The 13339-nt window shown below is 63.6% G+C and carries 15 protein-coding genes; 4 read left to right on the plus strand and 11 right to left on the minus strand.

Annotation, left to right across the window (positions count from 1 at the left end; all coding sequences use genetic code 11):
* The first annotated feature begins 94 nt into the window (after positions 1 to 94).
* A complete protein-coding gene (locus AC56PL_RS00090) occupies positions 95 to 1330 on the plus strand; it encodes an aminoacyl--tRNA ligase-related protein (protein WP_497152669.1) in 1236 nt (411 codons plus the stop codon).
* A 30-nt stretch (positions 1331 to 1360) separates the two neighbouring features.
* Here the strand turns inward: AC56PL_RS00090 and AC56PL_RS00095 are convergent, their stop codons facing one another.
* Positions 1361 to 1948: a TetR/AcrR family transcriptional regulator gene (locus tag AC56PL_RS00095; protein WP_497152670.1), complete on the minus strand. Its 588-nt coding sequence runs from the start codon at positions 1946 to 1948 to the stop codon at positions 1361 to 1363.
* Positions 1949 to 2100: 152 nt separating this feature from the next.
* Here AC56PL_RS00095 and AC56PL_RS00100 point away from each other — a divergent pair, with 152 nt between their 5' ends.
* Positions 2101 to 3120 carry an aldo/keto reductase gene (locus AC56PL_RS00100; RefSeq protein WP_497152671.1) on the plus strand — a complete coding sequence of 340 codons (1020 nt, stop codon included), beginning with the start codon at positions 2101 to 2103 and terminating at the stop codon, positions 3118 to 3120.
* 4 nt (positions 3121 to 3124) lie between these two features.
* Here AC56PL_RS00100 and AC56PL_RS00105 read toward each other — a convergent pair whose 3' ends face one another.
* The 4 genes from AC56PL_RS00105 to AC56PL_RS00120 form a co-directional block, all read right to left on the minus strand.
* The gene (locus AC56PL_RS00105; RefSeq protein ID WP_497152672.1) at positions 3125 to 4135 is read right to left on the minus strand and encodes a DUF6670 family protein; all 1011 of its coding nucleotides are present in this window, start codon (positions 4133 to 4135) and stop codon (positions 3125 to 3127) included.
* Between the two features lie 67 nt (positions 4136 to 4202).
* The gene (locus AC56PL_RS00110) at positions 4203 to 4364 is read right to left on the minus strand and encodes a hypothetical protein (RefSeq protein ID WP_495514417.1); all 162 of its coding nucleotides are present in this window, start codon (positions 4362 to 4364) and stop codon (positions 4203 to 4205) included.
* A gap of 82 nt (positions 4365 to 4446) precedes the next feature.
* Complete coding sequence (locus tag AC56PL_RS00115) at positions 4447 to 5868, minus strand: MFS transporter (RefSeq protein ID WP_497152673.1); 1422 nt, start codon at positions 5866 to 5868, stop codon at positions 4447 to 4449.
* Positions 5869 to 5960: 92 nt separating this feature from the next.
* On the minus strand, positions 5961 to 6317 hold the full coding sequence (locus tag AC56PL_RS00120) for a PLDc N-terminal domain-containing protein (RefSeq protein ID WP_497152674.1): 357 nt from the start codon (positions 6315 to 6317) through the stop codon (positions 5961 to 5963).
* Between the two features lie 158 nt (positions 6318 to 6475).
* Between AC56PL_RS00120 and AC56PL_RS00125 the strand changes: the two genes are divergently transcribed.
* Together AC56PL_RS00125 and AC56PL_RS00130 are read left to right on the plus strand one after the other, a co-directional pair.
* A complete protein-coding gene (locus tag AC56PL_RS00125; protein ID WP_495514420.1) occupies positions 6476 to 7591 on the plus strand; it encodes an alpha/beta hydrolase fold domain-containing protein in 1116 nt (371 codons plus the stop codon).
* Between the two features lie 83 nt (positions 7592 to 7674).
* Positions 7675 to 8250, plus strand: a complete 576-nt coding sequence (locus tag AC56PL_RS00130; protein WP_497152675.1) for a hypothetical protein — start codon at positions 7675 to 7677, stop codon at positions 8248 to 8250.
* A 39-nt stretch (positions 8251 to 8289) separates the two neighbouring features.
* Here AC56PL_RS00130 and AC56PL_RS00135 read toward each other — a convergent pair whose 3' ends face one another.
* The 6 genes from AC56PL_RS00135 to AC56PL_RS00160 form a co-directional block, all read right to left on the minus strand.
* Complete coding sequence (locus AC56PL_RS00135; RefSeq protein WP_495514422.1) at positions 8290 to 8694, minus strand: YchJ family metal-binding protein; 405 nt, start codon at positions 8692 to 8694, stop codon at positions 8290 to 8292.
* A 52-nt stretch (positions 8695 to 8746) separates the two neighbouring features.
* Positions 8747 to 9595, minus strand: a complete 849-nt coding sequence (locus tag AC56PL_RS00140; protein WP_497152676.1) for an MBL fold metallo-hydrolase — start codon at positions 9593 to 9595, stop codon at positions 8747 to 8749.
* A 63-nt stretch (positions 9596 to 9658) separates the two neighbouring features.
* Positions 9659 to 10852, minus strand: a complete 1194-nt coding sequence (locus tag AC56PL_RS00145; protein ID WP_497152677.1) for a hemerythrin domain-containing protein — start codon at positions 10850 to 10852, stop codon at positions 9659 to 9661.
* A 29-nt stretch (positions 10853 to 10881) separates the two neighbouring features.
* On the minus strand, positions 10882 to 11544 hold the full coding sequence (locus AC56PL_RS00150; protein WP_497152678.1) for a TetR/AcrR family transcriptional regulator: 663 nt from the start codon (positions 11542 to 11544) through the stop codon (positions 10882 to 10884).
* A gap of 68 nt (positions 11545 to 11612) precedes the next feature.
* A complete protein-coding gene (locus AC56PL_RS00155) occupies positions 11613 to 12173 on the minus strand; it encodes a hypothetical protein (RefSeq protein ID WP_497152679.1) in 561 nt (186 codons plus the stop codon).
* 55 nt (positions 12174 to 12228) lie between these two features.
* On the minus strand, positions 12229 to 13248 hold the full coding sequence (locus AC56PL_RS00160; RefSeq protein ID WP_497152680.1) for an LLM class flavin-dependent oxidoreductase: 1020 nt from the start codon (positions 13246 to 13248) through the stop codon (positions 12229 to 12231).
* Between the last annotated feature and the right edge of the window lie 91 nt (positions 13249 to 13339).

Here is a 13339-nt window from a genome sequence, read left to right on the forward strand (position 1 = left end):
CCTGACAAAACTCAGCCTCACTTTGCCCCGGATCAGATCCGGGGCTGCTCTTTGATTCCTGGTCTGTATCCGTTACCCAGACACAGGAGCATTCATGGCCCTCGATCATCGCGAACTCAATCGCGACATGTCCGTTTTCACCAGTGACCCGCTTGTCGGGTCGGGGCTGCCCATGTGGCTGCCGCCCGGTGCCGTTATCCGGCAGGAACTGGAGATCCTCGCCAAAGAGCTTGCCCGCGCGGACGGTTGCGTCAGCGTGTACTCACCGGTACTCGGAAAACGCGCCCTGTACGAACGCTCCGGACACCTCAAAAAGTTCAACGATGACATGTTTCCGGCCATGCACCTCGGCGAAGACGAGGTCATGCTGAGACCGGCGAATTGCCCCCATCACGCGCTGATCTTCGCCTCGGAAACCCGCTCATATCGTGATCTGCCGATCCGGTTGAACGAACTCGCCTCGATGTTCCGAGCCGAACGTTCCGGCGTCGTATCCGGGCTGAGTCGAGTCCGTCAGATCAACCTTGACGACACACATGTGTTCTGCCGGTCCGACCAAGTCATCGACGAGGCCGGTCGGGCACTGCGTTCGGCACTGCGTGCACACCAGATACTGGGACTGCCAGTCGATTACGTTCGGCTGTCGAAGCAGGACGGCTCTGATTCCTGGCTCGGCACCGCCGAGCAGTGGGTGCAAGGCCAAGACAGCTTGCGCACCGCCGCCCTGCCAATCATCGAAGAGCACAGGCTGGCTTTGATCGAAGTCTCTGGCGAGGCCGCCTTCTACGGGCCGAAGCTGGACCTACAGGTACGCGACGGGCGCGGCCATGAAGAGACCATCGCCACCGTCCAACTCGACTTCAACCAACCTGAGCGATTCGATCTGGAGTACACCGGTAAGGACGGACGCCCCCATCGCCCGGTGATGATCCACCGCGGAACCGTGGGATCGATGGAACGCGTCACCGCCTCCCTGATGGAGCATTACCAAGGCCGACTTCCCTTCTGGCTGGCCCCAACCCAGATCACCCTGCTTCCCGTCGATACCGACCAGGACAGCTCCGTGCGCGACTTTGCCGACGAGGCGATCCGACGCGGACTACGTCCCAGAATCGAGCACAACGGTCCACTCGGACTCAGGATCCGCCACGCACGCACACGCAGAGATCACCTCATCGGCGTGATCGGGCCGGAAGAGGTCGACTCAGACACCGTGCAGATCACCGACATCGCAGGTGGCGTACGAGCTCAGGTACAGCGGGAGAAGATCATTGCTCTCATGCAGGAGGCGCACCACGCGCGACGACAGACTCTTCGCTGGGCGTCATGATCGCAGGCCGCCTTCTGCGGTGGTCGGCGGTCAGGCGAGGCGAAGGCCCTCGATGAGGACCCCGACCATGCGCCGAGCGTTGTACCCCTCGTCGTGCTCGTTGCCGATGCACAAATTCCCGACCCCGCGCATCAGCTCGTAAGCGCCTATGTCAGAACGTATTTCCCCGGTCTTTCGGGCGGCTTCGAGGATGTCGGCGCAGACCGGTACGAGTCGGTCGATGAAGTAGGCGTGCAGCGTCCGGTAGCCCGCCTCGTCCGACTGAAGTGCCTCTGCGAGGCCGTGTTTGGTCACGAGGAAGTCGGCAAAGAGATTGATCCACGACGCCAGGGCCGCGTGCGGCGAAGTGTCGTTGGCCAACAGTGTGGGGCCTGCCTCGGCGCACGCCTCGACCTGGTGCCGGTAGACGGCGACGATGAGGTCGGAGCGTGTCGGGAAGTGGCGATAGATCGTGCCGACCCCGACCCCGGCCCGGGTGGCTATGTCGCGCACTGCCGCGTCGACGCCGGACTCGGCAAACGCGGTCGCTGCCGCGTCCAGCAGCGCCTCATTGTTTCGGCGGGCGTCGGCACGCTTCTTCGGCACCGGCGACCCCTGGCTGCTCTCGTTCTCGGCCACTTCGCCCCTGTCTGAGGATTGCCTCTTGGCAAACGGAACCTTGTTCCGTATGTTGGTTAACGGAACGTGGATCCGTTTACTCAGGATGCCAGAGCAGTTGATGCGGCACCAGTCGGGCGTTCCTTCCGAAATCCCTATCGAGGAGAGATCACATGCAGTACCGCACTTTGGGTCAGACGGGCGTGCAGGTCAGCACGCTGGCGTTGGGCGCGATGAACTTCGGCAGTATCGGTCGGGTCAGCACGGAGGAGGCCGCCGCGATCGTCGACGCCGCGCTCGACGCGGGCGTCAACCTCATCGATACCGCCGACATGTACGGCCAGGGCGAGTCGGAGGAGATGGTTGGTGCGGCAATCGCAGGCCGGCGCGACGACGTCGTCCTGGCCACCAAGGCGACCATGCCGATGGGCGATGAGCGCAACCATCGGGGTGGTTCGCGCCGCTGGCTGATCACCGCACTCGACGACAGCCTGCGTCGACTGGGCGTCGATCACGTGGATCTCTACCAAGTTCATCGGTGGGATCCGACTACAAGCGACGAGGAGACGTTGTCGGCACTCACGGATATGCAACGCGCAGGAAAGATCCGATACTTCGGGAGTTCGACATTCCCGGCGTACCGAATCGTGCAGGCGCAGTGGTCCGCCAGGTCGAATCACGCGAGCCGGTATGTGACCGAACAGCCCAGCTATTCGATCCTGCAGCGGGGTATCGAATCCCATGTCCTGCCGGTCACCGAGCAGTATGGACTCGGCGTGTTGGCCTGGAGCCCGTTGGCCTCCGGTTGGCTGTCCGGCGCAATCCGAAAGGATCGCGAAATCACCACGAGCCGTTCCGCTTTCATGCCGCAGCGGTTCGATACGGCCGTCCCCGCCAATCGCGCAAAGATGGAAGCAGTTGAACAGTTGGCGGTGGTCGCCGACAAAGCAGGTCTGACGATGATCCAGCTCGCGCTCGGATTCGTCACCGCGCATCCGGCCATCACCAGTGCGCTCATCGGTCCGCGCACGATGGATCATCTGCATTCTCAACTCGCGGCCGCGGACACCGTTCTGCCGGGTGATGTCCTCGACGCGATCGATGAGATAGTCGCTCCCGGTGTTGACCTCGCTCCCGATGAGAAGGTTGACACTCCGCCGTCGCTCCTCGACCCGGCACTTCGTCGACGTTGATCGGTCAGCGGGAACGGCGGTCGATGTATTCGACGTATCCGCGACCGGTGATGTCACGGCCCTGCCACGTTGCGGCGTAAGCGAATCCGCTGACAAATCCGGTGCCGAGGCCGTAGGTGAACGGGGTGTCCATGTCGGTGTGCACATCCAGCCAGAGTTTGCCGGCACCGTCTCGCACCACAAAGCGCGTGGACCGGGGTAGTGGCATGGGCGTTCCATACGGTGTCGGCTCGAGTGCATCTCGGACGGCGGTCACCTCGAATTGCACGTCGGCAAAACGGGTTCCGTAGCTGGTGCGGGATCGATGCAGCGCAGTGGTCAGCAACGGGGTGCCGCCGAGCGAGTATTGGCTGAGCAGAACCTGGTTGTCGTTGTCGAGGTTGACGATGTGGTAGACGAAGTAGTCGAGCGGCGCCTTGAGGGAGGCGGGAAGAGGCTTGGACCGCAACAGGTATGGGCTCGGGCAGGCGCCGTATTCGAACGCGCACAACCCTTCGACGGTGGTGTCGACGCCCTGGTGGCGAAACGTTCCGCGGTATTCGGTGAGCAGGCTCAGATGCTTGTAGACCGGTGTGCGAAAGAACCACGACACCTTGTCTGTATTGCGGAGTTCAAGAGAGATGTCGACGCCATTGAGGCTGCCCGTCAGTTGGTACTTCGGGTAGGTGCCGGTGAGGGAGAGGGCGTTGCCGAATTTGATCAGCGAGCCGTCCGGGTGCGAGACGAAGTCGCTTCCGATCGCATAGTTCCCGAAATGCGCGGGATGTGATGCCGCAGTGCCCGCGACCACCGCAGCGTTCTTCCGGGGCTGCGCAGCCAGGGCCTGGTCGTTGTCGAATGCCAACGAACCCGTCGCTCCGATCAGCGACATCACCGAGAAGAACCGATGCGGTTCGGGTAGATCGGGGATCATGATCCCGAAGTGGGTCCAGCCGAACCGTTTTGAGGCCACATGCGGCCGCATGAGGTCGGGCTCATCGAAGGCGGCGCCGTCGGCGGCACCTGCCCGATCCACGGAACGGATCAGAGTTCGAAGGCATCTGCGTAGTGCGGTCGATGCGGTGGGGTGCATCCGGCGATGCTCAGTCCTGGTCGTACTTGTCAGCTGCCTTGTTGCGCTCTTTTGCGATCTCCAAGGCATGGCGTGCGGCGTCCTCGGTCGGGTACGGCCCCATCCGGTCGAAACCTCGCGGCATCTTTTCCTTGACCTCGCCTGTGGAGAGGTTGTAGTACCACTCGTTCATCTCTGGCCTCCTTGCTTTCGGCAGTGCACCATTCGTACCCCGCCGCCGACCCAATCCCCAAGGAGGCTCGCCTGAACGCGGGTCAGTTGTGCGACGGTCGGCTGTGAACGAACAGTGCGGCAGGTATCGCCACGACCGCGAACACGATCGCGGCAACCACCGCGCAGATGTGAAAGGCGGACTCGAAGGCTTCGGCGGGCGATTGTGTCTGTAGGGCTCCGGCCAGCTGTGCTGTCAGGATTGATCCGAGCACACTGGTCCCGAGAACCCCGCCTAGCTGTCGGAACATGTTGACGGTGCCGCTGGCCATCCCGGCTTGGGCGGGAGCCACGCTGTTCATGGCGGCGGCGGTGGCGGGCGCGATGAGTGAACCGAATCCGATACCCAGGACCACCAATGCGATGGAGAGGTCGGTCCAGCCGTCATTCGGGTGTACCCGCAGCAACAGCAGTGAGCCGGCAGAGGTGATCAGCAATCCCCCGGTGAGCATCACCTTGAAACCCAAGCGCGGCAGCAGTCGTGGCGCGATCCCGCTGACCACCACGTATGTCGCCATGAGTGCCAGGAGATGGAGACCGGTCGTCCAGGCGCTCAGCGCGCCGACCCGTTCGAGGAAGAGCACCGAGATCAAGGACAGGCCGGTGAACCCGAAGAGAACGGTGGCGCTCACCACCATGACGGTGGAGAACGAGGGTGAACGAAAGAGTTTCAAGTCGAGCATCGGCGCATCGACCGCGCGCTCGTATGCGATGAACAAGGCCAGGGCACAGACGAATACAACGATCGCGATGATTGCACGCGTCGAGGAGAATCCGTTGTGTGATCCGTCGATGACCCAAAACGTCAGGGAGGCGATCGTGGCCGTGGCGGTGACGAGTCCGGGAAGGTCGAGATGTGCGCCGGCCACCTTGCTCTGCGGAACCACGAACGGCGCGACAAGGGTCACGACGAGAGCAGCGACGGCATTCACCAAGAAGACGGTGTTCCAAGAGAACTCACCGAGAACGGCACCGGCGGAGAGCGGCCCGATGGCCAGTCCGAGTCCGGAACAGGCGGCCCAGATGCTGATGGCCTCGGTGCGCTCCTTGGGCTGGGTGAAGCTGTTGCTGATGATGGCGAGGCTGTTGGGCAGGACCAGCGCTGCGCCCACTCCGGTGATGGCCTGAGCGGCGAGGACCCATCCGCTGGAGTGTGCGAGGAACGAGCAGAGGCTGCCCGCCGACATGATGGCCGATCCGATCACGAACGCCGTCCGGCGACCGATGACATCGCCGAGGGTTCCCGACGACAGCACCAGGCTGGCCACCACGAGCGCGAAGATGCTCGGGATCCAGACCATCGTCGCGCTGCCCGCTTGGAGATCCTCTTCGATGGCCGGAACAGAGGAGATGGTTGCGGTGATGTTGAGGAAGGTCAGCATCATGCCGAAACAGACTGCGGCGAGGGCGTACCAGCGGGAGTTGTCTGCGCGGGTGGGTGCCTCGATGGGCTGACCTATGACCATTAGCTGAGCCTAGATGCTGGCTATTGCTTACACAAGCCAGCGGTGGGTCGCGACTACGACAGTGCCGTCATCGCGGCGATTTCGGCCCGATCTCAGAGGCCACGAGACTCCCGGCGGCGCCGTTCGAGTTCAGCCTCGCGGCGTTGAGCTTCGGCTCGTTCGCGGCACTGCTGCAAGAACGCGGCGTCCGCCACCGGATCCTGCGGAACAAAGCGGCCTTTTCGGTCATATTCAGGGAATGCCGAGATCACGGCCGGGGACTGTTGCGAGCGCGTACGACGCTTACGAGGCCGGCCGAGGGCCCACCAGATGAGCAATCCGAGCACCGGCAGTGCCACGACCACCAACAGCCACCCCCACTGGGGGAGGTGTCGGATTGTGCTGCTGTTCTTGCCTAGTACGTCGATGGCCCCGAATGCTGCCGCAAACAGGAGCACGCCTGTGATCACCACTGAATAGGGTAGCGCAGACGTACCCATGAACGCGAAATACGGCACCGGAGCCCCCCTCGATGTTTTCGGCAAATTATCACAGCCTGGTTCAGTTCGGATCTCGGTGACGGCGCGACGGCCACAATCTGTGACCATCCGCCCATAGGATGGATGGCATGGTGATGGCTGATCGTCCCGATGTGAAGACAGCGTCCAAGCCGGTGACTGCGCTGGCCGTGATGGGTCTGGCGGATAGCATGCTGAACGGGCTGGCCAAGGTGCCTTTCCGGCGACCGTGGGAAGGGCCCGGCGGTCTGCTCGACAACATCGGCCAATCGGTCACCCGGCAGGCCGTCCGTTCGTTCATGGGTTACTCGATGGGGCTACCCATCGAGGAGTTCCGGTCGATGGAGAAGATTCTCGACGAGATCTGCCGAGTGGTGGTGCCGCCGTTCGTCGAGGCCACCGACAGTGTCGAGATCACTGACGACACGATCGGAGGGATCGATGGAATCTGGTGCCGGGCGAAGGCCAGCACCGACGCGTACGTCGATGAATCCGACGACAAACAGGAGATCGGCGCGACCATCCTCTATCTCCATGGCGGTGGGTACATCGGTACTTCACCGATCATGTATGCCGCCTTTGCCTCATCGTTGGTGCGGATCACCGGAGCCGAAGTCTTCATCGCCGACTATCGAATGGCCCCTGAGTTCCCGTTCCCCGCCGGCATGCTCGACGCCGCGGACGTCTATCGGGGACTCCTCGACCGTGGTGTCGAGGCGGAGCACCTCGTTGTCGCCGGTGACTCCGGTGGAGGTGGACTGACAACATCCCTGATCTCGCATCTCCACCGGCAAGATCTGCCCGCTCCGGCCGCGATCGCATTGTTTTCCCCTGAGGTCGATTTCGACTTCGACCACCCGTCGATCACTGAGAACGCGCAGCTCGACATCCTGCCCTGGAACCTGCCGGCCGCGCCGTACCTGCAGGGCGTCCAACCGAACGACGAACGGGTGTCCGCGGTGTACGCCACCGCCGATCCGGCGTGGTTCCCGCCGACATTTGTGTGTTGGGGCGCCGACGAGATGTTCCGCGACGGCATCCGGGAGTTTGTCGCCAACCTCGAGGGTGCAGGCGTGCGGGTACACGCGATGGAAGAACGTGGGATGTTCCACGTCTTCCCGATCCTCATGCCGTGGGCCGAATCATCCAGGCGCGTGTTCAGGGAGATTTACGAACTCTCCCGCCGCTTCGTCACACCCGACCCAGACGCTGAGCAGACACATTGAGCGGATTCGCGGTGCGGATTGTGATGCGCAGCTAGCATCGGTGATCGAAACGGTATATACCGACCCGACGTAAGGGTGCAGCGATGCTTCGTAACGTGCTCGCAAGAATCGTGCTCATCCTCGCGACTGTGGCTGCGACCGTTCTTGCAGCTCCCGCGCTCGTCAACGCGAGACCCGCTGAACCCGGTGTCGTGCCGGCAATTAGTATTGAACGAGGGGTCGGGTACTCCGTCCAGGTTAGCGGCCATTCCATCATCTACACGGTCACCGATGTGCCGCGGGTGCCGCTCATCGGATCGCTCACATTGCCGGGCTCGTGTACCACCGCTGTGGTCGACGCGGTTCGAGCCGCGCCGGTGGTTGGACCGGTGTTGGTCGACTACATCCTGGGTAACCCCGACATCGATGTTCTTGCCCTGCTTCAGGAACTGGACGACGCTGGTGCGATCACCGCGGTAAACCTGCTGCGAGGTGCCAACAGTGAAAACGTGGTGTCCGGGACTTTTGAGGACATCCCCGAAGGGGTTTATGTGGTGGTGAGCATCTGCAACCTGAGTTCCGACCTGATTGGTGCAACTGGCGCGCTTGTACTCGGCGCGGGGTGGGACTCCGGTTCCACCGGTGGTGGGTCATCGATCGGTTCGACCACAGGATCCTGATCACCGTCGGGTCATCGAAATCGCTCAGTCCGTCACGGCTCAGTCGGTGACGACGCCGTCGACGTACACCCAGCGTCCGTCGAGCCGCTCAAACCTGCTGTGCTCGTGCAAGGTTCCGGCACCGTCGCCTTTGATCCGGTAGAACGCGGTGAAGGTGACTTCTCCGACCGTGTCGAAAAGCGAACCCTTGCTTGTGGATTCGATGTCGAGGCGATACCAGCGCATGGACTCGTCGAGGTCCATTGAATCGGGCCGCGTTCGCGGGTGCCAGCTCTGCAAGAGGTAGTCGCCGTCACCGACCGCGAAGGCGGAGAAGCGGGAACGCATCAGCGCTTCGGCGGTGGGGGCCTGCCGGTCACCGGCCAAGATGGGTCCGCAGCAGTCTTCCCACGTCAGACCACTGGTGCAGGGACAGCGGCGCGTGCCGGCAGGTGAAGGGGCCACCGGGCCAGGATAGCGACCGCGGCCGTCTACCTGGATGCGCCAACCAACGAGGTCATCCTGAGCTTGTGGTTTGTTGCGACGGAGCAAGCCGCGCCGGTGGAACCGGACGACCGATGATGTCGCCGTCGGCGCCGGGCCGTGCCCCCACGGTGGAGAGTTGCGACGCAACGTGATCGATCGACCGATGGTGATGACTCAGGTGCACCCCGACGACGTCCGTCAGGTCGTCGACGGCCTCGCAGGCCCGTAGGGCAGTGATCGTCTTGAGAGCGTCGTCGAGTGTGTGATGGCCGGGGGAGTGCGGTGTGTCGCCGAAGGTGGTGTCGAGAAAGACCGCGTCATAGTGAGCACCGGCGATCTCGGAGTACCACTCGTCTGGCAGCGGACCGGTATCGGTGGCCCACAGGAGTCGCGAGCCGTCCGGACCTGTGACGTCGTACAGCACGCAGTCGCCGTCGAGGTAGACGTGGTGGTTCGCTGCCAGCGCCCGGATCTCATAGCCGGACAGCATGATTCGATCACCGGCAGCGACCGGCCGTAGGGTGACCGGATCGTTCGGTCCGATCCAGTCCCTTGCCCGATCGAGTGCATCAACCGGGCCCACCAGGTCGATCGGGCCGGCGTCGGTGATCCATGATCGGAACAACAACGCCTGCGGTCCAAAATGATCCGGGTGGTCGTGGGTGATCAGGATGGTGCCGACGTCCGCCAGCGTGCGTCCGAGTCGGCTCGCGGCAGCAGGCGCCTCCGGTCCGCAATCGATCAGGAGTGTGTTGTCGACAAGGGCCGCCGTCTGCCCACGTATGTCACCACGACGCAATGCGGAGATGCAGGAATCGCATCGGCAAAACGCATTCGGCCATCCGTCGGCGGCACCGGACCCGAGCAAGACGGTTTCCATCAGCTGACGCTCGTACCGGCTCGGACCATGGAAGGAACCCTACCGAGACCACGGATCCGAGCGTCAGGTGTGCCGGGCGCCTGCGTGAACCTCGGTGCCGACGGTCTGCCGCTGCAGAGCTGTGAGGTTTTGTAGCATGTGCGGCCGCATGTCGGTGTGGTGTGGGAAGAGTCTGGAATAGAGCCAGATCAGTGGTCGCGGGGGCAGCACGGTGATGTCGTAGGAGTGCGTGACCAGCGTTCCGTTGCCTTCGGGCGTGAACGTGTACGTCCAGGTGGTCGAGTCGTGCCGGGTCCGGTCGATGCGCTCGGGGATCGTGCGGAACGCGAACACGACGCCGGGATCGGCGGCGGCGACCTCGCAGACCCGGGACCAGCGCGCGAGCCCGGACTTGTTGTGACCGCGGAACCGAGCGCCGACGGTTCCCGGCTGGGATCCGGCAAGCCATGTGCACGAGCGGCATTCGGGGCTTCGTTCACCGATGTTGGTGACGTCGGCGATGACGTCATATAGAACTTTCGGCTCGGCGTCGATGTGCAGGCTCACCGTTCCATCGGTGCGAAACCCGCCTTCGGCGCGCTGCAGTCGCGGCGCAACGTCGACAGCCGGTCCCCACCGTGCGGTGCAGGCACGCCGATACGGTCGGGCAAACCCGTGGAGCACGACAAAACGCACAACCGGGGGTACCAGGTTGACGACGAGGTCGTACCGTTCCTGGTCGAGACTGTCGATGAGCCAGTGTCCCTCGATCCCCAGTTCGCGCTTGCTCTTCGGCGCGATGTTCGTCGTCTGGTCCCACTCGTCGAACTCGGCACGGGTGAGAGTGCGCGAGACGATCGGCATCATCTCGTCCTCCTCGCGACGCAGATGCGGGAGGAGCTCATGCTCGAGCGCCTCGACCGAAGACGCCAGCTCCGGCAGTGCCGAGTCGTCTGCGCGGTAGTTCGTGGCGGCTGCGGCCAAGCGGTCGATCGCCGGCGAGACGCGCGCGTGGTCGGCCTCCATCTCATCGAGCAGCGGACCGGCGGCGGGGTTGCGCTGCCGGATCAGTGGCCACAACCCATCCTCGGCAGTGTGATGCCGGTGCAGGAACTCGGTCATCCAGATCAGGTGGTCGGCAATCGCCGTCCGCTGGACGGCATCTGGCGAAGGTTGTTGTCGAAGCGCGGTCTTCGTTCGGGTGATGTCTCGGCGCAGCGCGGTGTGCACGATGCTGTTGATCCGCGTATCGGCGGGTGCGGTCGGATCGGTGTTCATCTTTATTGCCTTTCGGCGGGCCTGGCTTGTCACGCCGGGCGTGAGAACAGTTCCTCGATGCGGTCGGCGAGCCAGTTCTCGTACCGATCCCGGCTCCAGCCGGAGTCGCGGACGAGCAGGTCGTGAACCGCGATGCTCGTGAGCATCCAGATCTCGTCGAATTCGGTGTCGCGGAGCTTGCGGCCCGCGATCAGTTGACCACCGGCGGCAGTTTGCTCGCGGCGGTTTCGGTCGAGCGTGCAGAGAAGCTCGGCGAGGCGGTCGTCCGTTGCCGCACCCTGACGCAAGGCGGCGTCGAGTCGGGACGTTCGTTCGTTGATGGCGCCCATCAACTCGGCCGCCGCGCGGACTCTGGTTCGGAGCGTGGGCCCGCTTCCGAGCGCGGCGTATTCGGGTCGGTCTGCCAACGCGACGGGTTCGTCGTCACCGGCGACCGCCACGTCCACAACAAGCTTCAACACTTCGGCTTTGGATCCGATTGTGGCGTAGATGGTTTCAACGGACACACCAGCGGTGCGCGCGATGAGCGCCATGTTGGTGCCAACCCACCCGTTCGCGGCGAACAACTCGTTGGCGGCCTGAAGGACGGCGGCCCGGGTTTGAGCCGCCTGTAAACGTCGCCGCGGGGATCGGTAGGTACGTGTTGTTGGTGGCGTACCCACTGCCTCGGCGTCTTCCTTGGCCGTCGACACACACCCAAACTACAACGCGTCTGTTTTCAATACAAGGTCTATGTAGCGAATTGTTTCGGCACTGGTCATCAGCGGTCCGCGAGTATGGGTGCATCGAGCCACGTGCCCACGGCGGGTGCATACAGGAGAGAGCTACCGATCACCGCGAAACCGGCCATCACGAGCGGCAGAATGGCGATCACCCCGCCGACCACCTCATGGGCAGGCTCGGAGACCCACCAGTACTGGATCTCGACGGCCACCGCGATTGCGGCGATGACGGCCAGCGCCGTGCGTCCCGAGTTGAGCCGGTCGCGAACCCGGATGATCCCGACGGCCGCGACCGCCACGATCAACAGCGCCACGGTGGCGTTGCCGATCATGATGAAGTCCACTGTCCGGGCGGTGTCGTTTCGATCGGTCGCGGGGTGCTCGGCGGCGAAGGAATCAGACACCGCATCGCGCACGTCTGCTTGGTTGAGCGCGGTCCCGACGGCGGCGGTCACCAACGTCGCCGCCGCGACCAGCCATACGACCGCGGCGGCGTCGACGAGTTGGGGTCGGTGATCGGCGGCGGATTCCTGCGGGGGCGCAATTCGGATCTCCGGCCGACCCCGCCGACCCGGCCATGGTCGCCCGGGTTCGTCCATAATGTGATGGTACGTCGGGCGGGACGTGTGTCGGCGGCTCCTCTCGGCCCGGCCGTCAGCGCCAGCCGAGTGCGGGCGCGACGTGTTCGAGGATCGATTCGATGACGTGGGCGTTGTAGTCGACGCCGAGCTGATTCGGCACGGTGAGCAGCAAAGTGTCGGCCGCGGCGATCGCCTCGTCCTCGCGGAGCTGCTCGATCAGTCGGTCCGGTTCGTCGGCGTAGCTGCGACCGAACCGGGCGATGCCTCCATCGATGACACCGACCTGATCGGCGTCATCGCCGCCACGACCGAAGTAGGCGCGGTCGCGGTCGTCTACGAGTGCAAAGATGCTGCGGCTCACCGATACTCGTGGCTCCCGCTCGTGACCGGCCTCTTTCCAGGTGTCGCGGAATCGCTCGATCTGCTCGGCCTGTAGCTGGTGGAAGGGGACACCGGTGTCCTCGGCCAGCAATGTCGAACTCATCAGGTTCATGCCCTGCTGCGCGGTCCACTCGGCGGTCGCGCGGCTGCCCGCGCCCCACCAGATCCGGTCGCGCAGACCCGGCGACTGCGGTTCGATACCGAGCGCACCGGGCGGATTCGGGAACATCGGCGACGGGTTGGGCTGGGCGAACTTCGCGCCGGAGATGACCTTGAGGAAGATGTCGGTGTGCTCGCGCGCCATATCGGCATCGTTCGAGTCCTCACCGGGGACGTAACCGAAGTAGTGGTAACCGTTGATCACCTGCTCGGGGGATCCGCGGCTGATTCCCAGCTGCAGTCGGCCTTCTGAGATGAGGTCGGCTGCGCCGGCATCTTCGGCCATGTACATCGGGTTCTCGTAGCGCATGTCGATCACACCGGTGCCGATCTCGATCCGACTTGTTTTTGCGCCAACCGCTGCGAGCAGCGGAAACGGAGAGCCGAGTTGGCGGGCGAAGTGGTGAACCCGGAAGTAGGCGCCGTCCGCACCGAGTTCTTCGGCCGCAACGGCGAGATCGATGGATTGCAGGAGAGTGTCCGCGGCAGACCGCGTTTGTGAGCCCGGCGAGTCCGACCAATGCCCGAACGACAGAAATCCGATGTTCTTCATGACCATATAAATAGAACTGCGGTCCGTTTAATTCCCTGGCCTGCCGCCACCGATGACGTCGGGCATTCTCTTCGGTCTATAAGTTCGGGAC

The organism is Williamsia sp. Y721, from assembly GCF_059683565.1.

Excerpts from the sequence above, each read along its gene's own strand:
- AC56PL_RS00090 (WP_497152669.1), top strand. The coding sequence starts at position 95 with ATGGCCCTCGATCATCGCGAACTCAATCGCGACATGTCCGTTTTCACC.
- AC56PL_RS00100 (WP_497152671.1), top strand. The coding sequence starts at position 2,101 with ATGCAGTACCGCACTTTGGGTCAGACGGGCGTGCAGGTCAGCACGCTG.
- AC56PL_RS00110 (WP_495514417.1), bottom strand. The coding sequence starts at position 4,364 with ATGAACGAGTGGTACTACAACCTCTCCACAGGCGAGGTCAAGGAAAAG.
- AC56PL_RS00115 (WP_497152673.1), bottom strand. The coding sequence starts at position 5,868 with ATGGTCATAGGTCAGCCCATCGAGGCACCCACCCGCGCAGACAACTCC.
- AC56PL_RS00125 (WP_495514420.1), top strand. The coding sequence starts at position 6,476 with ATGGTGATGGCTGATCGTCCCGATGTGAAGACAGCGTCCAAGCCGGTG.
- AC56PL_RS00130 (WP_497152675.1), top strand. The coding sequence starts at position 7,675 with ATGCTTCGTAACGTGCTCGCAAGAATCGTGCTCATCCTCGCGACTGTG.
- AC56PL_RS00140 (WP_497152676.1), bottom strand. The coding sequence starts at position 9,595 with ATGGAAACCGTCTTGCTCGGGTCCGGTGCCGCCGACGGATGGCCGAAT.
- AC56PL_RS00145 (WP_497152677.1), bottom strand. The coding sequence starts at position 10,852 with ATGAACACCGATCCGACCGCACCCGCCGATACGCGGATCAACAGCATC.
- AC56PL_RS00155 (WP_497152679.1), bottom strand. The coding sequence starts at position 12,173 with ATGGACGAACCCGGGCGACCATGGCCGGGTCGGCGGGGTCGGCCGGAG.
- AC56PL_RS00160 (WP_497152680.1), bottom strand. The coding sequence starts at position 13,248 with ATGAAGAACATCGGATTTCTGTCGTTCGGGCATTGGTCGGACTCGCCG.